Origin of the sequence: Kibdelosporangium aridum (assembly GCF_900176515.1) — a bacterium.
GTDB classification, from domain to species: domain Bacteria; phylum Actinomycetota; class Actinomycetes; order Mycobacteriales; family Pseudonocardiaceae; genus Kibdelosporangium; species Kibdelosporangium aridum.
In genome coordinates this window covers 560,312-581,506 of sequence record NZ_FWXV01000006.1, presented here as the reverse complement: position 1 = coordinate 581,506, position 21,195 = coordinate 560,312, and the positions used below count along the sequence as shown (strand labels likewise).

Here is a 21,195-nt window from a genome sequence, read left to right as displayed (position 1 = left end):
TTTTATATTCGGCCACGGATTAATCTCACACCGGATTACGCCGAACAGCGCATTGAGCACGGGTTCACACTTTTCACAGACGTTCCCACCTGCGGTTTTGCCCTAAATCTAACAGCGAATTAACACAAGAAGCGGCATTTCGGAAGCTTTTTGGCACATCGCGCAAACGGTGTCATGGGGTTGCCGGGAAGACCCGAGAATCAGCGGTCTGGGGGGTATGCCTTTTTTACGCTGGAGGGGCACAACCGCATGACACGAAGAAGACACCGGCTGGCCGGTGTGGGGATCGCGTTCGCGATCGTCACCACGCTGGTCACGGTGCTGCCTGAGGTTGCCGTGGCGGCACCGGAGGCCGAGTTCACGCCACGCACCGAGAAATCCGTTCCCGTCAAAACCATTCCGTCGGCGCCCGTCGGGCCCGACGCGGCCGAGGAGAAGGCCCTCAAGGGCTCACCGAAGGTCGAGTTCCCCGCACCGGCGACGACCGAGCTGTCCCTTGGCGGTACACAACAACGTGCCGCCGCGTCGGGACCGATCCGGGTGTCCCGCAAGGACAACGCGCGTGCGGCGAACAACTCGACGATCCGCGTCGAGGTCCTGCCCAAGCGGCTGGACGGGCCCGCGTTCCGGCTTTCCGGCGCAGAGGACCAGGAACTCGCCGTCGAGGTCGACTACTCCGGTTTCCGCGACGCGTACGGCGGTGACTGGGCCAGCCGCCTGAAGCTGGCCGTCCTGCCGGACTGCGCGTTGACCACGCCGGATTCCCTTGACTGCCAGCCCAAGAACCTGAGCACCCGCAACGACGGCTCGGGCACGCTGACGGCCGACGTCACGCCCGGCCCGAACCAGTTGTTCGCCGTCACGGCGACCGCGTCGTCGGGCGCAGGCGACTACCAGGCTTCCTCGATGTCGCCGGGTTCGACGTGGTCGGCAGGTGCTTCGTCGGGCGACTTCTCGTGGGAATACGACATGGACGCGCCGCCGTCCCTGGAAGGTCCCGAACCGGACCTGCAACTGTCGTACTCCTCGGGCAACGTCGACGCGCGCACCTCGGCGACGAACAACCAGCCTGGCTGGGCCGGTGAGGGCTTCGACTTCAACCCCGGCGGCTACATCGAGCGCCGGTACGCCAGCTGTTCCACCGACACCAAGGACAGCAACAACACCAAGAAGACCGGCGACCTGTGTTGGCGCACCGACAACGCCACCCTGCAGCTCAACGGCAGCGGTGGCGAAATGGTGCGCGACGACGTCAGCGGCACGTGGACGCTGCGCGGCGACGACGGATCGAAGATCGAGAAGCTGTCCAACAAGGACAACGGGGACAACAACGGCGAGGCGTGGAAGATCACGACCCGCGACGGCACGCAGTACTTCTTCGGTCTGAACAAGCTGCCGGGCTGGGCGACGGGCAAGCAGACCACGAACTCCGCGTGGACGGTCCCGGTCTTCGGCAACCACTCAGGCGAGGACTGTTACAAGGCAGGCTCGTTCGACACCTCGTGGTGCCAGCAGGCGTGGCGGTGGAACCTCGACTACGTCGTGGATCCGCACGGCAACACCATGAGCTACTTCTACAAGACCGAGACCAACAACTACTCCCGCAACCTGACCGCCACCAAGGTCTCGAACTACGTGCGGGACGGCTACATCGAGCGCATCGACTACGGCCAGCGCGACGGCGAGGTCTACACCAAGCCCGCCGTCGGCCAGGTCGCGTTCACCGTGGCCGACCGGTGCATCCCGGGCACCCAGTGCGTCACCACCCAGCCGCAGAACTGGCCCGACACCCCGTTGGACCAGCTGTGCACCAGCACCACGAACTGCGGCAACAAGTACACGCCGTCGTTCTGGACGCAGAAGCGGCTGGCGAAGGTGACCACGAAGGTGTGGAACGGCACCGCCTTCAAGAACGTCGACGAGTGGACGCTGACCCACAGCTACCCGGCTCCCGGCGACGGCACCAGGGCGGGCATGTGGCTGGACTCGATCCAGCGCACCGGCCTGGTCGGCGGCACCGCGACGCTGCCCGCGACCACCTTCGAGGGCATCCAGCTGAGCAACCGGGTGGACGGCATCGAAGGCATCCCGCCGATGAACTGGTGGCGCCTCAAGGCGATCCGCACCGAGACCGGTGCCGAGCTCGCGGTGAACTACCTGCCCAAGGAGTGCGCCGCACCCGGTGCGCTGCCCGCCGAGGACAACAACACCAAGCGCTGCCACCCGTTGAAGTGGACGCCGGACTCCTTGGACGACTTGGCCAAGGAGCGGACGGACTGGTTCCACAAGTACGTCGTGTCGGACGTGACCGAGAAGGATCTGACCACCGGGCTGGCTCCCGAGGTCACCAAGATCAACTACGTCGGCACGCCCGCATGGCACCACGACGAAGAGGACGGCCTGGTCCCGGCCGAGCGCAAGTCCTGGTCGCAGTGGCGCGGTTACGACCGCGTGCAGACCTTGAAGGGCCAGCAGGGCGGTGAGCAGGAGCAGACCGAGGTCCTCTACTTCCGCGGCATGGACGAGGACAAGACGGCCGCGGGCGCGCTGAAGGACGTCAAGGTCGTCGACTCCAACGGTGTCGCGGTGGACGACAGCAACCAGCTCGCCGGATCCGAGCGGGAGGTGATCACCTACGACAAGGCCGGCGGCAAGGTCATCAGCCGGGAGATCACCGACCAGTGGGTGTCCGCGCCGACGGCGACCCGGGTCCGCAGCTGGGGCACGACGAAGGCGTACAAGGTCGGCGAGTCCGCGGTCCGGCGGTCCGAGATCAAGCCGGACGGATCGGCACTGAAGTCGGGCTCCAACAACGTCTTCGACGCGGGCGGTCTGGTGCAGCGCAAGGAGGAACTGCACAACCTCGCCGACCCGAACGACGACACGTGCACCCGCTACACCTACGCGCACAACGCGGCCACGCACATGATGGACGCGGAGATCCAAGAGGAAACGGTCCGTGTCGCGTGCGACAAGACACCGAACCTCCCCGCGGACCTCGTCAGCATCGAACGCACGTACTACGACAACAGCGACACGTTCGGTGCCGCACCGGTCAAGGGTGACCCGACTCGCCGTGACGTGTTCAACGGCTGGGTGAACGGCGCACCGGTGTTCAAGACGCTCGGCCGCGCGAAGTTCGACATCTACGGTCGTGCCGTCGAAGCGACCGACGTGGCGGGCAAGACGAGTACGACGACGTATGAGTCCACTGTGGGCGGTCCGGTGACCAAGGTCACCACCACCAACCCACTCGGTCAGAAGTCGAGCACCGAGTACGAGACCGCGTGGGGCGAGCCCATCGCGATCACCGACACCAACAACAAGCGCACCGAGAAGCTGCACGACCCACTCGGCCGCGTCATCAAGTCGTGGCTGCCGGGACGTGACCGCTCGCAAAGCCCGAGCACCGAACACAGCTACCTGATCCGCACCAACGGCCCGAACGTCGTCACCAACAAGACGTTGCAGCCCAACGGTGAGTACACAACGGAAATCGAGCTGTACGACGGGCAGATGCGGGAGCGCCAGTCGCAGGAACCCGCACCGGGTGGCGGTCGTGTCATCACCGACACGATCTACGACTCGCGTGGCCTGGAAGTAAAGACCAACGGCCCGTTCTACAACGACGCCCCGCCCGGCACCGACGTGGTCACGCCGGACGAGGCCATGCTGCCGACGCAGCGTGTGTTCGAGTACGACGGCGAGGGCAGGCTGACCGCCGAGATCCTCAAGGTCGAAGGCACCGAGAAGTGGCGCACCACGCACTCGTACGACGGTCGCCAGTACAGCGTCGATCCGCCGGACGGGGAGACCCCGACCACCAAGATCACTGACGCCGAGGGCCGGCTCGTCGAGCTGCGCCAGTACAAGGGCAACGCGCCGACCGGGGAGTACGACAAGACGACGTACACCTACACCCCGCACGGCCAGCTGGAGACTGTCACCGACCCGGCGGGCAACGTCTGGCGGCACGAGTACGACATGCTCGGCCGTGAGATCAAGGTCTCCGACCCGGACCGTGGCGTCACCGAGATCACGTACGACAACTACGACCAGGTGGCGACGAAGAAGGACGCCACCGGCAAGGTACTGGCGTTCGCCTACGACGACATCGGCCGCACCACCGCGGTGCACGAAGGCTCGTTGGCGGGGCCGAAACTCGTCGAGTGGGGCTTCGACAAGCTGCCGGACGGCACCTCAGTGCCCGGTGTGGCCACCTCCTCGACGCGCTACGTCAACGGCAACGCCTACACCCAGGCGATCACCAGTGTCGACTCGGGCAACCGGCCGACCGGGATGAGCATCACGATCCCGGCATCGGAAGGAAAACTGGCCGGCACCTACAAGTTCGCGACCAACTACAAGGCCGACGGCGATGTCGCCGACACGACGCTGCCCGCGGTCGCCGGACTGGCCGAGGAGAAGCTGACCTTCGGGTACAACAGCCTCGGCCTGCCGACCACGTTGACCGGTCAGACCTCGTACGTCACCAACACGAGCTACACGCCGTACTCGGAACCGCAGACAGTCACGCTGTCCGCTGGTGGCAAGTGGGTCAAGCGCTCCGCCGAATACGAGATCGGTACCCGGCGGGTGCAGCGCACGATCACCGAACGGGAGACCCCCGGTCGCGTGGTGTCGAACGTGTCGTACACCTACGACGCGGCCGGCAACATCACCAGGATCCACAACCAGCCAGGTGCGGACACCGGTGAAGTTCCCGACACGCAGTGTTTCCAGCACGACTACCTGCGCCGGATGACCGGTGCGTGGACGCCGCGCGACGGAAACTGTGCTGCCGCACCGAGTTCGGCGAACCTGGGCGGCGCGGCACCGTACTGGCACGGCTGGACCTACGACAAGGCCGGCAACCGGACCAGCGAGACCAAGGTGACGCCGGACGGCAAGACGACGTCCAGTGTCTACACCTACCCCGCACCCGGCCAGGCACAGCCGCACGCCGTGCAGAAGGTGACCACGACCGGGCCGTCGGGCACGAAGGTCGACGAGTTCGGTTACGACCCGACCGGCAACACCACCAGCCGCAAGCTCGGCACCGCGCCGGGACAGACGCTGGAGTGGGACGCCGAAGGCCTGCTGACCAAGGTCACCGAGGGCAGCAAGGTCACGTCCTATGTGTACGACGCGGACGGCAACCGCCTGATCCGGCGGGACAGCACGGGTGTGACGCTGTACCTCGGCGCCACCGAGGTGCTGCTGAACCCGGCGGGAGCGCTGCAGGCGACCCGCAGCTACGTGCACGACGACGAGACGGTGGCCATCCGTACGTCCAACGGCAAGCTGCACTGGCTCGACTCGAACCACGTCGGCACGGCCGAGGTGTCGATCGACGCGGACACGCAGGAAGTGTCGCGGCGCCGCACCGACCCGTTCGGTGGTGCCCGTGGGACTCAGCCGACGTCGTGGCCGGGACAGAAGGGCTTCGTCGGCGGCACGATCGACGGCGACACCGGCCTGACCCAACTCGGCGAACGGGCCTACGACACGGCGACGGGCAGATTCATCTCGGCTGACCCGGAGATCGACTACGTCGAGCCGCAGCAGCTGAACGCGTTCGCCTACGCCAACAACAACCCGGTCACGTTCTCCGACCCGGATGGCCGCTACTGGGTGGTCGTACTGATCCCGATCGCGGTCCGGGTCTTGGTGCCGGTGCTGACGCGAGTCCTCGTTCCCGTGCTGCGGCGCGTGTTCGTGTGGGTCGCCAAGCAGGTCGTGCGCTTCATCGGCTGGTTGCTCAAGAAGCTGGTCAGCACCAAGTGGGTGCAGGTGGCCAAGACCGTCACGGTGATCGTCGCCAAATGGGTGGTCAAATGGGTAGCCAAGACGATCCAGCGAATAAAGAAGAGCAAGGTCTGGAAAGAAGCCAAGAAGAAGATAGCCAAGGCGATAGGCAAGAAGAACGTCGAACGGCTGAAGAAGGCTCGTGAGAAGGTCCGAAAGTGGGTGAACAAGTGGAAGGCCAAGAAGAAGAAAGGCCCGAACAAGCCCAAGGAACAGAAGCAGCCGCGTAAGAGGCAGCCGAAGAAGAAGACCGAACCACGGCCGGATCTCTATGCGATCGCCAACGCCTCAGGACCGCAGATCAAGAAGGAAGCGGACTACGAAAAGGTAGGCGACATGGTTCTTTCCCAGGAGGGGAAGGACATCGAGGACATCAAGGGCTTCTCGACCTACAACAGCCCCGAGAACCTCGAGAAGCGCCTGTCGACCAGTGGTATGCACCTGTACCGTCTGCCGAAGGACGCCAAGCTGCCCGAGGGCCTCGACTGGGTCTTCGACAACAACCCGGAAGGTCACCACACGATCTACGCTTCGAGGAACATGTCCTTCGAGGAGTACAAGGCGAAGATCGCCGGGCTGGAGTGGCAGAAGGTGAAGAAGTACCCGAAGAAGAAATCAAGGTGAGAAGTGGAAGAGGCGTGGCAGGAGCTGCGGAAAGCTGAGATCGCCTACATCCGGGCGGGCAACGCGATACTGGACGACGAGAACGCGGTCGAGTTCCTGCGTTCGGTGTTCGCCAGGCAGAACGGTCACCATGCCGCGCTGCGGCTGATCGGTGACCGCGCACCCGAACGGGCGGAACTGGTGCTGGAATTGTTCCCTGAGGTGTTCGAGGCGGCCTTGAGCAACAGCCAGTACGCCGCCCGCGCCAGGTACATCCTGGCCGGGCTACCACCCGACATGCGCGACCCGCGGCTGGAAGCGCTGTCGTCAAGGGAGATCGCCAACCCGGATCCCGAACGGTGGGAGGAACTGCGCGGGCTGGCGGTCCTGCTCGAGCAGGTCAACCGCCTCGACATCCTTGATCTGCTGAAGGATGCCGTCCGCGACTCACCGAGCGAGGATCTCCGGGACATCGCGGAGTACTTCCCGGAACACATCTAGCCGGAACACACATCGGCGGGGTGGCAGCTTTGGCCACCCCGCCGATGTGTTTTGTGCTGTGAAGGCAGCCTTCACAGCGTCTGACGTCAGGGCTCGATTCTCAGGATGTACCGCTGGTATGCGGCTCCCGAACAAGCCACCTGTGTGATCGCCGTGTTGGTCGCGGTACCGCCGCCAGCCACCGTCACGCACTTGTCACTGTGGACGATCCGAGGCTGCACCACGACATCCATCCCGCTACCCCGCACGTAATCCAGCCGGAACTGCTGGTTCGCCTGCGGTGCACCGGTCGGCTCACACGTCCACTGGCCGATCGCGACGTTGTCCTCGTGCTTCCAGCTCGGGATGTCCAGGCATTTGCCCGCCGCCGTCTTGATCTGGAAGTACGGCGTGCTGCCGATCCGGTCCAGCTCGAACTGCTGGTGAGCCGCCGACGCGACGCAGTCCTGCTGCTGGAACGGCCCGCCGTCGGCCACGTTGCCCGACGGGATTCCGCTGCACTTCTCGGTGTGGCTCGGCTGCAGGCGGTACTTGCGGCCCGGTTCGATGTAGACGGCGTCCGCGACGTCCGCGACCGCGCCTTGCCAGTCGGTTCGCTTGTCGGCGAACGCGGTTCCGGTTGAGACGAACGTGTACATCTGCCGTTGGCCGTTGCCGGTGTCGTACAGCGATGCGATGTCGCCCTTGCCGTCGCCGTTGAAGTCACCCGCCGCCAGCGAGGACTTCAGCGAGTCGAACGCCGTGCTCTCCCACCCGACGGCCACAGACCAGGCGCTGCCGTTGGCAGCGAAGATCTGTACCTGGGTCGAGGTCCCACCGCGGTTGTAGGCCGCCACGATCTCGTCCTTGCCCGTGGTGTCGCCGTTGACGTTCGTCGTCACGAAAGTCGCCTTGGACCGGTCGAACGTGGTGCTCTCCCACTGCGAAGCCGGAGCCGCGAACGTAGAACCGTTCGACACGTGCAGGAACAGCTTGGTCTGCAACGCGCCAGGAGCCCCGCGGAAGCCTGCGATGTCGTCGTCGCCGTCACCGTCGAAGTCACCCGCGACCGGTGAAAGGTGGTTGACGTCAAGGCCGTTGGCGCCGCTGTCCCACTGCTGCACGGGGGCTGCGAACACACCACCGCTGGAGCGGTGCACCCACAGCTTGGTCTGTGCTCCCGAAAGGCCTTGGAACACGGCCAGATCGTCATCACCGTCGGCATCGAAGTCGCCTGCGGTGATTCGCAGGTGTGACAGCCGATAGTCGCCGGTCCACGCGGGTTCGCTTTCCGCGTCGAAGCGGTTGCTGTCCGAGCGCAGCAGGTACAGCCGGACTTTGCGATCCGGGTCTTCCCGCAGCACCGCGATGTCGCTGCGGCCGTCGCCGTCGAAGTCACCGTTGGCACTCTTGATCCGGTACATCGGGAACCCACCGCTGACGTCGGTGTCCCAGCCGACGTAACCGGAGGAGAAACCGTCGCCCGTCGACAGGAAGTTCCACGCCGCCGTCCGGCCGTTGCTCTGGTCGAACAGCATCGCGAAGTCCGCGCGCCGGTCGCCGTTGGTGTCCGCGCGCACCGCCGTGCCCGGGACGGTCCGGACCTGGGCGGTCAATGTCCACGATGGACTCAACGGACTGATGTTGCCCGCTCGGTCCACGGCTCGGACGTACAGCGGACGGCTGGACATGTCGTCCCACACGGTGATCGGAACCGTGGCCGAGCCTTGCGCGTCCGCGGCGACCCACATGGTCGTTTTGTCCTGCTGGAAGCCATATCGGAAACCGGCGATGTCCGTGTCCGTTCCGCCTCGGCTGAACGTCACGGTGCCGAGCTCGCCGACCGACCGGACCGGCGTGTTGTCCGGGAAGTCCGTGGACGAGATCGTCGGCGGCACTGGACGGGTCCGGTCCACCGTGAAGTAGCAGCGCGGCGAATCAGGTCCCGCGACAAGCGAGTCCAGGATGCGGGCGCGGTAGTTGTACACCTTGGTCGGCTGGTTGTCCGGCAGGACTCCGGCGGGCACGGACGACCACGAGAACGCACCACCGGACCGGAACAACGGTGTGTCCTGGCTGTGTACGAGCGTGTCGCCGTCGAGGATCTCCAGTCGTCCCTTGACGTTGTCACCGTCCGGATCGGACGCGATCGCCGAGAACGTCGGGGAGGCGGTGTTCAGTGCGATCGGTGCCGCGGCCGTGCCGCACGAAGTCGGTGGGACGGTCGTGAAGTTGGTCGGCACGCGCGGCTTGTTGTTGTACTCGACCACGAGCCGGGCGGTGTTCTGGTAGAACTTCTTCCACTGCAGCCTTGTGGTCTCGTTCGGCGCCCGCAAGCCGAAGGTCAGCGTGCCGGTCTTGGCGTTCGCCGTGTTCTGCACCAACGTCGTCAGCGCCGCCGAGCCGAACTCCATCGGGACGTCCGGTTGTGCCGTACCGCAACCGCCCGCCTCGTTGGCGTGGGCGGACCGGCTGTCCAGTTTGGCCAGCCACCACTTCTTGTCGGTGCTCGTCTCCGTGGTGGTGTTCCACGTGATCTTGGTGCCCGCCTCGATCCCCTTGGTCTGGTACAGGTCCACCGGCTGTGAGGCGCAGTCGCCGGAGTGGTCGAGGGTGATCGCGAACCAGCTGTTCAACACCTGCGCACCGGCGATCGGGGCCGTGTTGACCTGGAAGAACGACCGGTGCAGGCCGTTGGGCGACGAGAACGTCTGCAGGCCGACCCGTGCGGTGTCCCGGTCTGTGCTCCAGTACTCGGTGTTCGGGGAGTAGGAGTCCACCGAGACCCAACGGTTCTGCGTACCGCTGTAGGACGGGTCGATGTACAGCGGGAAGTTGGTGTCCGGTGACGTGAGCATCTCGGCGTCGGGCACGATGGTCAGCTCGCCGTCGTCGACGCGCAGGCCCATCGGGTGGTGCTCGACCTCCTGCTCCACCGCGGATCGGGCGGCGGCAGGCGTGTCCCACATCGTCGGTGTGCCCGACTCGAAGACCGCGTTCCCGCTCTCGTCGACGGCCAAGGTCTTGCCGTTCTCGCCCGCCTTGATCCGCAGGCCGGACGTGGCGAACTTGATCTCCCGCAGTGCCGGGTTCGCCGCGGCCTCGGCGTTGTGCACGACCAGGACCTGGGAGAACCCTTCGACATCGGCCGTCACACGCAGGTCGACGCCCGGCAGCACCTCCCGGTAGGTGGCCGTGGCACCGTCCAGCTCGGGCGAAGGCAACGCGCGGGGCCAGGACAACGCAAGCGTTTTCCCGTCCCGTTCCAACGCCGCCAGCGGGCTGTTCCCGCCGCCGGACAGCCGCACCTTCATCGGCGTGACCTTGGGCCGTACCGAGCCGTCGGCGTCACGCACCAAGGTCGTGTCCACCGGGGCCCAGCCTTCCGGTGTGCGCGCACGGAACGGCCGGACGAACTGCTCAAGAGTCCTGGTACCGGACGGGTTGGCGAACACCCGGGTCGTCTCGGAGCCCAGTTCGGGCAGCTCAATAGGAACTCCCTGCCCGGAAACACCGGGAGGGCTGGATTCCTGCTCGGCAGAGGCCTGTGGCGCGCCGGCCACCAGAACGCATGCCAAAGCGCACGCCAGAAAGCGTGCGGATCTTCGCGATGTCAAGCCATGTCCCCTTCAGCAACGAAGGCGGGGACTCGCAGCGGCACCCCCCACAGGAACCGTTGTAGCCCAGGCCTTACATCCCCGCGCGCGAATCCTCGCAAACGCAGGTCAAAGTGGACATAGTTCTTGCAACGACCGGCAGTGTCGCGTGAATTACCCCAGCAAAGCGTCGACAAACGCGCCCGGCTCGAACGGCGCCAGGTCGTCGGCGCCTTCACCGAGGCCGACCAGCTTGACCGGCACGCCGAGTTCCCGCTGGACCTGGAAGACGATGCCGCCCTTGGCGGTGCCGTCCAGTTTCGTGAGCACGATCCCGGTCACGTCGACGACCTCGGAGAACACCCGGGCCTGGGTGAGCCCGTTCTGACCAGTCGTCGCGTCCAGCACCAGCAGCACCTCGTCGATCTTGGCCTGCTTTTCCACCACGCGCTTGACCTTGCCCAGCTCGTCCATCAGGCCGGTCTTGGTGTGCAGCCGGCCCGCGGTGTCGACAAGGACCGCGTCCACGCCGGTGTCGGTTCCACGCTTGACCGCGTCGAAAGCGACCGCGGCCGGGTCGGCGCCTTCCTTGCCACGCACGACCTCGGCACCAACGCGGCTTGCCCACGTGGCGAGCTGCTCGGCGGCTGCCGCGCGGAACGTGTCAGCGGCGCCCAGCAAGACGGTACGACCGTCGGCCACGAGAACGCGCGCGAGCTTGCCGGTCGTCGTCGTCTTGCCGGTGCCGTTGACGCCTGCGACCAGGACGACCGCGGGCTTGGATTCGTGCGGGAGTGCGCGCACCGAGCGGTCCATCTCCGGGTGCAGGGCCTCGACGAGCACGGAACGCAGGACCGCGCGGGCCTCTTCGGCGTTGCGGACGCCACGAGACGTCATTTCTGCGCGGAGCTTCGAGATGATCTCCGCGGTGGTCGCCGCGCCCAGGTCGGCGAGTAGCAGCGTGTCCTCGACGTCGGTCCACGAGTCCTCGTCCAGGTCACCCGCGCCCAGCAGGCCGAGCAGGCTCTGCCCGAAGGTCGAGCGGGACCGCGCCAGCTTGCCGCGCAGCCGCTCGAGACGACCCGCGGTCGGCTCGATCTCGTCGAGCTGCGGCTTCTCCTCCACCGCCACGGAATCAGGCAGCGGAATGTCGACTATGTCGCGTTTCTCGGAATCCCGCGGCACCGAGGCGTCGTCGCCGACGCCCGGCTGGCCGTCGACCTCGGTCCGATCCTCCACCGGGTGCACCGGCGGCTCAACGGTAGTGCTGCCGCCGCCGGACGACAGGCTGATGCCGCTGCCCGCCTGGTACTTCGGCCTGTCCTCGACCGGCTTCTTCTCGGTGTCGGTCAGGCTCACCCGGCGGCGCTTGGCCAGTACCAGCCCGGTGACCACGGCCACGGCGATCAGGACCAGGACGACCGCGAGGATCACGATGAGTTCGGTGGACACCCCGCCATCCTCGCATCCATAGCTTCGACAAGCTTCAACGGCTTTTAACTCGTTTAGGTCAAGAATTCACCGAAAGTCTTGCCATATCCCGATGTGTGGAATACACCACACGTTCATGGAGGTGTGCAGGGTTCTCGGGCTGATCTCGGGTACGTCGGTGGACGCCATCGACGCGGCACTGGCCGAGTTGCGTCTCACCGGTGACGTCATCGAACTGGCTCCCGGCGGACACACCGAAGTCGGCTACCCGCCGGACCTGCGAGACGAACTACTGGCCGCCGGTTCCTGCAATCCCGAGCAGATGTGCAGACTCGACACGCGGATCGGACAATCCTTCGCCAATGCCGCTGCGACAGCCATCCGCGAGCTCGGCCAGGCCGACGTGATCGCATCCCTCGGGCAGACCGTCTACCACTGGGTGGAAGACGGTATTTGCCGCGGAACCCTCCAGCTGGGGCAACCCGCGTGGATCGCGGAAAAGACCGGGCTGCCGGTGATCTCGGACCTACGGGCCCGCGATGTCGCCGCAGGCGGGCACGGCGCGCCGCTCGCCGGACTGTTCGACCGGTTGTGGCTGCAGGACGACGTTGCACTGAACATCGGCGGGATCGCGAACATCACCCTGCCCAGCGACAACTTTGATCGGGTTGGAACCTTCCCCGGCACGCGGGCGTTGAGCGATGGAAGCGAGCGCGCGCGGGGGCACATGCGCAATGCAGACGAGCGCGCGCGGGCTGGGTACGACAGTGGCGCCCGGAACCAGGCCACGGACGACGACGGCTCCCGCAACCAGGCCACGGACAACAGCGGCGGCCGCAACCAGGCCACGGGCGACACCGACCCCCGCAACCGGGCGGCGTTCGACACCGGACCCCACAACCAGGCCACGGACAACAGCGACCTTCACAACCGGGCCATGGGCAACACCGGACCCCACAATCAGGCCACGGGCAACACCGGACCCCGCAACCGGGCGGCGTTCGACACTGGTCCTGGCAACGCACTGCTGGACGCGGCCGCGGAAATGCTGACAGGCCAACGTTTCGACAAGGGCGGGGCCCTCGCGCTGGCGGGCACGGTCCGCAAGGACCTGCTCGACCTGCTGCTGGAAGACCCCTACTACCGCCTCCCCGCGCCGAAGTCGACCGGCAAGGAACACTTCAACATCGGCTACCTGAAAGCCGCACTGGCCCAGGTTCCCGAGGTCACCGGTCCGGACCTGATGGCAACGCTCGTCGAACTGACCGCCGTCACGATCGCCGACGCCTGTGCCGGGCACCGCGTCGTCGCGTCGGGCGGCGGGGTACGCAACCCTGCGCTGATGGCCGCACTTGCTCGCCACTTGGACATCGTGACCAGTGATGCACTGGGAATTCCGAGTGACGCCAAGGAGGCCTACCTCACCGCCCTGCTCGGTTTTCTGACGTGGCACGGAATTGCGGCCGATCCGCGGACCGGCGCCGACGGACCGCGCTTGCTCGGCAGCATCACGCCGGGCCGCGACCCGCTGCGCATGCCCGCCCCTGCGACAACCACCGTGAGGCAATTGCGAGTCGTAGCAACACTGGGAGGGTCTCTTGCGCGTTCTTGACCTGCTCATCATCGCGATCTTCTTAGTCGGCATGCCGCTGCTGGGTGTCCTGATCGGCGGCAGGCAGAAGTCGTCGGACGACTACTTCGTCGGAGAGTCCAAGATCCGATGGTGGGTCGTGTGCCTGTCGGTGGTCTCGGCGGAGACGTCCACCCTGACAGTGCTGAGTGTGCCGACCGTGGCCTACCTCGCGGCGCCCGGCGCGGGCGGGATGACGTTCTTGTCACTCGCCTTGGGTTACGTGATCGGCCGCATCGTCGTGTCGTACGTACTGCTGCCCAAGTACATCGCCGGTGATCTGGTGACGGCGTACGCCTTCCTGGGCAAGCGGTTCGGCTCCGGGATCCAGAGCACGGCGTCGGTGACGTTCCTGTTCACCCGGTTGCTCGCGGACGGCCTGCGGCTGTTCGCCACCGCGATCCCGATCAAGGTGGTGCTGGCCAGCCTCGGCCTGCCGGACGTGAACTACTGGTGGATCGTGGCGGCGCTGGGTTTCGCGATGGTCGTCTACAGCTACTTCGGCGGTGTGCGCGCGGTCGTCTGGGTCGACGCGATCCAGATGCTCTGGTACATCCTCGGCGCAGCAGCGGTGATCATCGTGCTGGCGGACCGGTTGCCGGAGGGTTGGCTGGGCCGGGCGGCCGACGCGAACAAGTTCCAGCTGTTCGACTTCTCCTCGCCGATCCTGAGCAACCAGTACGCGTTGATCACCGCGGTGATCGGCGGCGCGGTGCTGTCGATGTCCTCGCACGGTGCCGACCAGTTGATCGTGCAGCGGCTGATGGCCACCCGGGACGTCAAAGCCAGCCAGAAGGCGCTGATCGGCAGCGGGATCGTGGTGTTCCTGCAGTTCGCGCTGTTCCTGTTCATCGGCGTGATGCTGTGGGCGTTCTACAACGGCGCGTCGCCGACACAGGCACTCGGGCTGAACAACAACGACGAACTGTTCGCCAGTTTCATCGTGAACGAACTGCCGACCGGTCTGTCCGGTTTCGTGCTCGCCGGGATCCTCGCAGCGGCACTGAGTTCGTCGCTGGGCGCACTGGCGTCATCGACCGTGACCGACATATATCAGAAAGTAGTGCGGCGCAAGCTGACCGACGCGGAGATCTTCCGGCAGGGTCGCATTTGGACAGTCATATGGGCGGTGATCCTCGTCGTGGTCGCCGGGCTGTTCGCGACGTTCTTCCGGCGCGGCGAGCCGATCGTCGAACAGGGCCTGTCCATCGCGGGCTTCACCTCCGGCGCACTGCTCGGCGCGTTCCTGCTCGGCCTGATCTTCCGCAGGGCCAGGCAATTGGACGCGATCGTGGCGTTCCTGACGACCGTCGTGGTGGTGGCGTTCGTGATCCTCGGGCTGAAGTTCACCAAGGCGACGGGCGAGTTCCTCGCGGTGGACTTCGGCAAGCCGACCGCGACGTCGGTGAGCCTCGCCTACCCGTGGTACCCGGTGCTCGGCGTGGTGATCACGCTCCTGGTCGGCGGGCTGCTTTCGTTGCGGCACCGCGCACCCACAACTCCGCCGGACACCGAACAACCCGAGACTGCGGTCAAGGCCGCATAACGTGCACCCCCTCCCAAGGGTGAAGGAGTCTATTGTGGGAGCACCTTTGGGAGGGGACGGCATGACCGGCACCACGCGTGCACCGCGCAGGCACTACGGCGGAAGGTCGGACGCGCAACGGCGAGCCGAACGCCACGAACGTCTGATGGAGGCCGGCCTCGAACTGTTCGGCTCGGAAGGCTACGCCGCCACGTCGATCGAGCGGCTGTGCGCGACGGCGAGTGTGTCCACCCGGAACTTCTACGAGGAGTTCCCCGGCCGGGAGGCGCTGCTGGTCGCGTTGCACGACCGCATCACCCAACGGGCAATGGAGAACGCCCTCGCGGCCCTCGCGGGCTGTGAGGAGGATCCGCTGCGCGCCCGGGTCGGCAAGATGGTGCGGGCGTACATCAACACCACCTCGAGCGATCCGAAGTGGACACGCCTGGCGTACGTCGAGGTCGTCGGCGTCTCACCGGCGGTCGAACAGCACAGGCTGCGCTGGCGGGAACGCATCATCGAGTTCCTCGTCGGCGAGGCCAACCGGGCCGTCGACCGTGGCGAAGCGACGCCGCGCGACTTCCACCTGACGGCGGTCGCGTTCATCGGCGCGGTCAACGAACTCGTGTACTACTGGTCGATGCACAACCGAAGCAGACCGCTGGACGACCTGTGCGACGAGGTCACCCGGTTGGCGGTCGCCGCGATCACGGCGCCTTCTTGAGGTTCAGCAGGATCTCGATCAGTCCGTTGTCCTCGATGTCGATGCCCGGGACGCCGGGATCCGGAATGCTGTAGTCGGCGAACACCACCGGGATGCTCGTCTGGACCTGGATCGTGTCGCCGGTGCGGACGACGCTCAGCTCCGGCTGAACCGGTTTGCTCACACCGCGCAAGGTGAGCTGGCCGGCGGCTTTGACAGTCACCTTCTGCCCGGCGGCTGGTACGGATCCGAAGTCGACCGGCCCCTGCAAAGCGAAGGTCGACGTCGGGAACTGGGACACCGACATGATGTTGTCGCGGAACTGCGCGTCCCGTCCGCTCTTGTCGGTCGCCACGGACCCCATGTCCACCGTGACCGTGCCGCTGGTGATCTGGGTACCGCTGAGCGCGACCGTGCCAGTCACCTTGCCCGTCCGGCCGACCGCTGTGGTGTTCTGGCCGAACAAGATCTCCTTCACCCGGTACCCCGCCTGCGACCCCTCCGACACCGTCCACGTCCCGTCGACCGGTACGGCGTCCCCACCGCCTTGCTGCTGGCCTTCCCTAAGGGCCAGCTCCTGGGCAGGGGGCTCGGAGAGCACGTTGATGTAGAACCACGGACCACCGACGAACGCCAGCAGTCCCAGCGCGATCGCGCCGATCAGCCACGCTTTCCAGTGCCTTTTGAATCTGCCCATGCCGGTACTACGCCGCTCAGTCCGACAAGGTTCATTGGCGGTTGCCGACAGTCTCACGGCCATCCGTTGGCTTGACCGGCCTTGGCTCCCGGTCACGCCGCAAAACAGACTTGTCACCCGGAGTGAACCCTCGATGGAGAGGAGACTCGATGCGCTCCAAGCGGCTGGCGGCTGCCGCCGTGGGTGTTCTCGTCGCGCTGGCCGGTGTCGTCCCGGCGACCGCGCAGGCCCAGCAGCTCAGGGACGTCGTGCTGGTCGGCAACGCGCAGGCGGGGACGGTCAGCTTCCTCGACGGCCACACGTTCCAGGTCATCGGCACCCTCAACGCCATCCCCGACCTCGAACAGCGGCTCGCCGCGATGAACCCGATCGAACGGATCGGGTACGAGACGGTGAACTCGATCCAGGGGTACAAGAAGTTCGTCGACGACCTCGCCTTGTCACCGGACGGGACGACGTTGTACGTCTCCCGCGGCAACCTGGCCGACGTGGTCGCGTACGACGTGGCGAGCAAGCGCCAGCTTTGGCGGACCAAGGTGGAGGGCTTCAAGGCCGACCACGCCGCGATCTCGGCGGACGGCAGCAAGTTCATCGTCTCCGCGCTGAGCGTGGAGAAGGCGCACGTGTTCGACACCAGGACCGGTGCGATCACCGCGACCTTCCCGACCGGCACCTACCCGCACGCCAACGACTACTCGCCGGACGGCAAGACGCTGTACAACTCCAGCATCGGCACCACGTCGTTGATCAAGGCCTTCAACTGGGCCAAGGGCAAGCGCCAGCTGACCGCCGTCGACCCGACGAACTGGACAGTCAAGCGCACCTACCAGTTCGAGTACGGCATCCGGCCCGCACTGTTCATGCCGGACAACAAGACGATGTACGCGCAGCTGTCCTACCTCAACGGCCTGGTCGAGTACGACCTGCAGGCCGGGCGGATCGTGCGGACCGTCCAACTGCCGTACAGCCAGAAGGCCGCGGCGATGGACCCGAACGACTACCCGCAGAACTCCGCGCACCACGGTATGGCGTACTCCGGTGACCGGATCTGCGCGGCGGGCACGATCGACGACTACACGGTCATCCTCGACCGGCCGGGTCTGAGCGCGAAGGGATACGTGCACTATCCGACCGACAGCCTGCCGTACTGGACGACGACAAGCGTCGACGGCAAGCACTGCCTGGTGTCGTTGAGCAACCGGAATGCCATCTCTGTTATCGATTACGCAACTGCCAAAGAGGTGGCATCGATCCCGGTTGGGCACTTCCCGCAGCGTGAGCGGCTCGGCGTGCTCAGTGCGGCGGCTGTCGCGTCATTTGGCTGATCTGTCCTTCTCGCAATACCTTCACCGATGAAGGTTTTGCGAGGAGGCAAGGATGCCTGCTGGTCGGACGAGACTTCGTCGGCTGCTGGAACAGATGCGTGCCGAACCGGACACCGTCGAAGGCGTGACGTCGGCGGCCAGGGCCAAGTCGGCTCTGGTCGCCGCGCTGCCGCAACAGGACGTCCAGCGGCACATCGCGGCGCTGATGGCGGCCGTGTCGTCGGCGTACATCGACGGCGTCGAGCTCGGCGACAGCATCCACGTGGCCGACCGGCTCGCTGAGGACCGTGCGCTGCAGGGCATCCCGTTGGCCTCGCTGCTGGAGGGCTTCCAGGCGGGCAGGCACTACGTGATGACCCAGATCTTCGAGCGGACCGCCAACACCGACGTCGAACCGGACGAGGTCTTCGCCTGCCTGATGGAGCTGGACGCACTGGCCAACGAGATGCAGAACCGGCTTGTCCAGGTGTACCGGGAGACCGAGCTGAGCTTGACCAGGACGACGCACGCGGTACGGCTGCAGGCGTTGCGCAGCTTGCTCCACAACGGACCGACGGGCAATGTCGCCGCGGTCGGGCTCGATCCCCGCAAGAAGTACCACTGCATCATCGCCGACGTCAGCGCGCCGCGGGAGGCCCGTGCCTTCGAAGCCGCGCTGACGACCGCCGATGGCTTGTGCGGCATGGTGGACGGCTATCTGTGCGCGGTCAGCGGGCGACTGCCGGAGCGGAAATTCGAGATCTTGCTCGTGGCCGCGCCCGCTGTCCCCGCGGCGGACCTCGCCGGCGCTTACCGCCTGTGCCAGACGGCTCTGGCCTCAGCGCGCCGACGGAACTTGCGAGGTCTGCAGCACCTGACGTCGCTTGCTTTGCCGCTCAGCGTGGACACTCACCCGGCATTGGGGCGGATGCTCGCCACGGAACACCTGGTCGGCCTGGACCCGGACGACGAGTTCCACCAGCTGCTGGCCAAGACGGCGTTGACTTATCTAGAACATGGCGGCCGTACCGATCTGGTGGCCGGTGCCCTGCACGTGCACCCGAACACGGTCAAGCACCGACTTCGCCGGATGGCCGAGCTGACTTCGTTCGACCCGACGCCGAACGGCAACGGTTCGCTCGCGCACTCGTTGCGGTGGTGGTGGGCATTGCAGTCATGGCTTTCGCCGGTAGGAGACAAGCACTAGCTCGACCTGGAACCCGAGGCCGGTGAACATCCCCGCCGAGGCGTGGTTTTCGACACTCACGACGGCGCCAGCCTGCGGCTTGGCGCCGTTCTCGGCGTCCAGCTCGCGCACCAGGCCCTTGACGACGCGTCTGCCGACACCGACACAGCGCATGTCGGGTTCGACGGCCACGAAGTCGACGTAGTGCTCGGCCTCCTGCGTATAGCCCGCGGCGAACCCGGCGAGCTTGCCGTCGGCTTGCCTGAGCGCGACAACCGTGTGCTTGCCGTACAACAGCTGGTCGGCAGTGCTGCTGGTGTCCGGGAAACAACGGTCGAACAGCGCTGTGAACTGGGCGTTCATGCTGCCGTCGGACGGTAGTCGTTCGACCGCCTCGGTGTCCTGGGTCAGCATGCACCGCAGGTCGGCGCCGGTCAAAGTGAATATCCGAGTCGGGGTCTCCCGTTGGAAGCCGTGCCGCTTGGCGAACTCGGCGAGCTCCCGGTGCTCGGTGTGGGCGTACAGATTCAGGTCCTGGATGGTTCGCATGTGAGGCAGCTGCAACGCGGCCTCGTAGAGCATGTCGGCGGTTTTGTGCCATGCCTGCGGGGTCGCTGGATGGCCGGTGGGCACGTCGATGTGCGGGCCGTACAGCCAGGCCCTGCCCACTTCGGTGTTCACGTCGGTGCTCAGCACGCCACAGATCGCTCCGCTGGACCTGATGGCCAGCAGGGCGCCTTCATGCCACTCGGGTTGGACGCCGGCCAGCTCGTCAGCGATTTCCGCTTCGGTGTACCCGAAGAAACCGATGTGGTGCGCGGGATCGGCCTGCAGCCGCGCGATGAGCGACACGACGGCCGGCAGATCGGCCCGCGTAGCCGGACGGATCTTTGTCATGACTGAAATCCTGAACGCTCGAACGGCTGTGCGCATCTGGTTTAACGCCCATCGGTGAACACGCGTTCAATTATTGCCGTCCGAGCCCAGGAAAACGCGGTTGAGCTGGCCCTTCAGTGCACGGTCACGGTGGCGACCGTGCCGCAGGTCACCTGATGAACGAGACGTCCGGGTGACGCGGCGACGATCCGGTCAGCAACGGCTGCGGCCGCCCCTTGAGGTGTTGATCAAAGAACGCGGTGATGTACGCCCGCTGGGCGTCGATCGCCCTGGCCGGGTCCACGGTGCCGAGGAAGCCGGTGTGATCGCCGCCCAGTTGAGGCAGCAGCCACTGCGCGTCCGTGAACGTGTAGTGCCTGCCCGCGGGCACGTTCAGGTCCAGCAACCAACCGGTGGACGCCTGCCAGAACCTCTGCCAGTCCGGTTCGGACAGATGGGTGCGCGGCTTTCCATACAGCGGCGGCATTTGCGGCGACGACGCAGCGCCCATGAACATGAACGGCCGGTCCACGCCCAGCTCAGGACGGTTGTAGCCGAAGGAGAACCAGCCGTCCATGTTGATCCCCGCGTCGACCCGGCGGTCCACCTGCATGACACGGGACGCGGTCACCCCGCCACCGGAATGACCGACCATGCCGACCCTGGACAGGTCGAGCATCTTCAGCCCGCCGAGGCTGTCCAGCACGAACCGGACGTCGTGCTCCCGCGCGTCCATCAGCCGCTGCTTGGCCTTCTCGATCTCGGCCGGGTCCTCGTAGGGCAGGTCGAAGGCCTTGTCGGTCTTGACTTGCCCGCCGGGGAACGCGATCGCGGTCTCGTAGGTGTGGTCGACCGTGACCACCGCGTACCCACGGCTGGCCAGTTCCTCAGCCAGGATCGTGCCCATCGTGCGGGAATTGCCGACGCCTGGCGAGTACAGCACCACCGGGAACCTTCCCGGCAGGGCCGGTGCGTTGACGTAGGAGTGGGTCCGGACGCTCCCCCAATCCGTCCGGACCCCGATCGGTGGCTCGGTCTCGTAGTGCTTGGCCAATGCGGGCGCGACATAGGGCGCACGGCGGCCAATGGGCAACGCCGGGTACCACACGCTGACCATCACTTGCCTGGTCTCAGTGGGGAACCACGGGTCGGCGCGGCCGTGTTGCACCAGGTGCAGCTCGGTCACGCCGACCGGGCTTCTTCCCGTGGGCTTGGGCAACTCCAGGGTCGCCGCGTGCGCGGAGACGTTGCCGCCGAGCAGGAACAGGACCGCAAGGACAATCACGATCTTTCGCATGTACGCAGCCTGCCGGGCCGGCAGGCCGCGCACATCAGGCTGTGGATTGTCAGCCCTGG

General features: G+C 66.1%; 12 protein-coding genes. 7 read left to right on the top strand and 5 right to left on the bottom strand.

Features of this window, described 5'->3' with window-relative positions; genetic code table 11:
• The first annotated feature begins 249 nt into the window (after positions 1 to 249).
• The gene (locus B9C43_RS33120) at positions 250 to 6,432 is read left to right on the top strand and encodes an RHS repeat-associated core domain-containing protein (protein WP_160096848.1); all 6,183 of its coding nucleotides are present in this window, start codon (positions 250 to 252) and stop codon (positions 6,430 to 6,432) included.
• A 3-nt stretch (positions 6,433 to 6,435) separates the two neighbouring features.
• Positions 6,436 to 6,912 carry a hypothetical protein gene (locus tag B9C43_RS33115; protein WP_084430718.1) on the top strand — a complete coding sequence of 159 codons (477 nt, stop codon included), beginning with the start codon at positions 6,436 to 6,438 and terminating at the stop codon, positions 6,910 to 6,912.
• 86 nt (positions 6,913 to 6,998) lie between these two features.
• On the opposite strand, the gene B9C43_RS33110 is transcribed toward B9C43_RS33115, so the two are convergent.
• Complete coding sequence (locus B9C43_RS33110; protein ID WP_143446761.1) at positions 6,999 to 10,508, bottom strand: FG-GAP-like repeat-containing protein; 3,510 nt, start codon at positions 10,506 to 10,508, stop codon at positions 6,999 to 7,001.
• A gap of 153 nt (positions 10,509 to 10,661) precedes the next feature.
• Complete coding sequence (gene ftsY, locus B9C43_RS33105; protein WP_084430716.1) at positions 10,662 to 11,939, bottom strand: signal recognition particle-docking protein FtsY; 1,278 nt, start codon at positions 11,937 to 11,939, stop codon at positions 10,662 to 10,664.
• Between the two features lie 121 nt (positions 11,940 to 12,060).
• Between ftsY and B9C43_RS58810 the strand changes: the two genes are divergently transcribed.
• From B9C43_RS58810 to B9C43_RS33090, 3 genes are all read left to right on the top strand, one after another.
• A complete protein-coding gene (locus B9C43_RS58810) occupies positions 12,061 to 13,530 on the top strand; it encodes an anhydro-N-acetylmuramic acid kinase (RefSeq protein WP_235038988.1) in 1,470 nt (489 codons plus the stop codon).
• Positions 13,517 to 15,094: a sodium:solute symporter gene (locus tag B9C43_RS33095; RefSeq protein ID WP_084430715.1), complete on the top strand. Its 1,578-nt coding sequence runs from the start codon at positions 13,517 to 13,519 to the stop codon at positions 15,092 to 15,094. The genes B9C43_RS58810 and B9C43_RS33095 overlap by 14 nt, the downstream gene beginning before the upstream one ends.
• Before the next feature lie 61 nt (positions 15,095 to 15,155).
• Complete coding sequence (locus B9C43_RS33090; protein WP_084430714.1) at positions 15,156 to 15,797, top strand: TetR/AcrR family transcriptional regulator; 642 nt, start codon at positions 15,156 to 15,158, stop codon at positions 15,795 to 15,797.
• Here B9C43_RS33090 and B9C43_RS33085 read toward each other — a convergent pair.
• Positions 15,781 to 16,473 carry a YceI family protein gene (locus B9C43_RS33085; RefSeq protein WP_033392579.1) on the bottom strand — a complete coding sequence of 231 codons (693 nt, stop codon included), beginning with the start codon at positions 16,471 to 16,473 and terminating at the stop codon, positions 15,781 to 15,783. The two genes, B9C43_RS33090 and B9C43_RS33085, sit on opposite strands and share 17 nt — an antisense overlap.
• 149 nt (positions 16,474 to 16,622) lie before the next feature.
• Here B9C43_RS33085 and B9C43_RS33080 point away from each other — a divergent pair, with 149 nt between their 5' ends.
• Together B9C43_RS33080 and B9C43_RS33075 are read left to right on the top strand one after the other, a co-directional pair.
• Entirely contained in the window at positions 16,623 to 17,798 is a 1,176-nt protein-coding gene (locus B9C43_RS33080; RefSeq protein WP_051897579.1) for a YncE family protein, read from the top strand.
• Positions 17,799 to 17,850: 52 nt separating this feature from the next.
• Positions 17,851 to 18,984, top strand: coding sequence for an RsbRD N-terminal domain-containing protein (locus tag B9C43_RS33075; protein WP_084430712.1), 1,134 nt, complete (start codon positions 17,851 to 17,853; stop codon positions 18,982 to 18,984).
• Here the strand turns inward: B9C43_RS33075 and B9C43_RS33070 are convergent.
• Positions 18,952 to 19,860, bottom strand: coding sequence for a GNAT family N-acetyltransferase (locus B9C43_RS33070; protein ID WP_160096846.1), 909 nt, complete (start codon positions 19,858 to 19,860; stop codon positions 18,952 to 18,954). The two genes, B9C43_RS33075 and B9C43_RS33070, sit on opposite strands and share 33 nt — an antisense overlap.
• Before the next feature lie 148 nt (positions 19,861 to 20,008).
• Positions 20,009 to 21,136, bottom strand: a complete 1,128-nt coding sequence (locus B9C43_RS33065) for an alpha/beta hydrolase family protein (RefSeq protein WP_143446760.1) — start codon at positions 21,134 to 21,136, stop codon at positions 20,009 to 20,011.
• Between the last annotated feature and the right edge of the window lie 59 nt (positions 21,137 to 21,195).

What these genes read in the sequence shown, in the direction of transcription:
- B9C43_RS33080 (WP_051897579.1), top strand. Translation starts at nt 16,623, where the DNA reads ATGCGCTCCAAGCGGCTGGCGGCTGCCGCCGTGGGTGTTCTCGTCGCG.
- B9C43_RS33065 (WP_143446760.1), bottom strand. Translation starts at nt 21,136, where the DNA reads ATGCGAAAGATCGTGATTGTCCTTGCGGTCCTGTTCCTGCTCGGCGGC.
- B9C43_RS33085 (WP_033392579.1), bottom strand. Translation starts at nt 16,473, where the DNA reads ATGGGCAGATTCAAAAGGCACTGGAAAGCGTGGCTGATCGGCGCGATC.
- B9C43_RS33090 (WP_084430714.1), top strand. Translation starts at nt 15,156, where the DNA reads ATGACCGGCACCACGCGTGCACCGCGCAGGCACTACGGCGGAAGGTCG.
- B9C43_RS33120 (WP_160096848.1), top strand. Translation starts at nt 250, where the DNA reads ATGACACGAAGAAGACACCGGCTGGCCGGTGTGGGGATCGCGTTCGCG.
- B9C43_RS33075 (WP_084430712.1), top strand. Translation starts at nt 17,851, where the DNA reads ATGCCTGCTGGTCGGACGAGACTTCGTCGGCTGCTGGAACAGATGCGT.
- B9C43_RS33070 (WP_160096846.1), bottom strand. Translation starts at nt 19,860, where the DNA reads ATGACAAAGATCCGTCCGGCTACGCGGGCCGATCTGCCGGCCGTCGTG.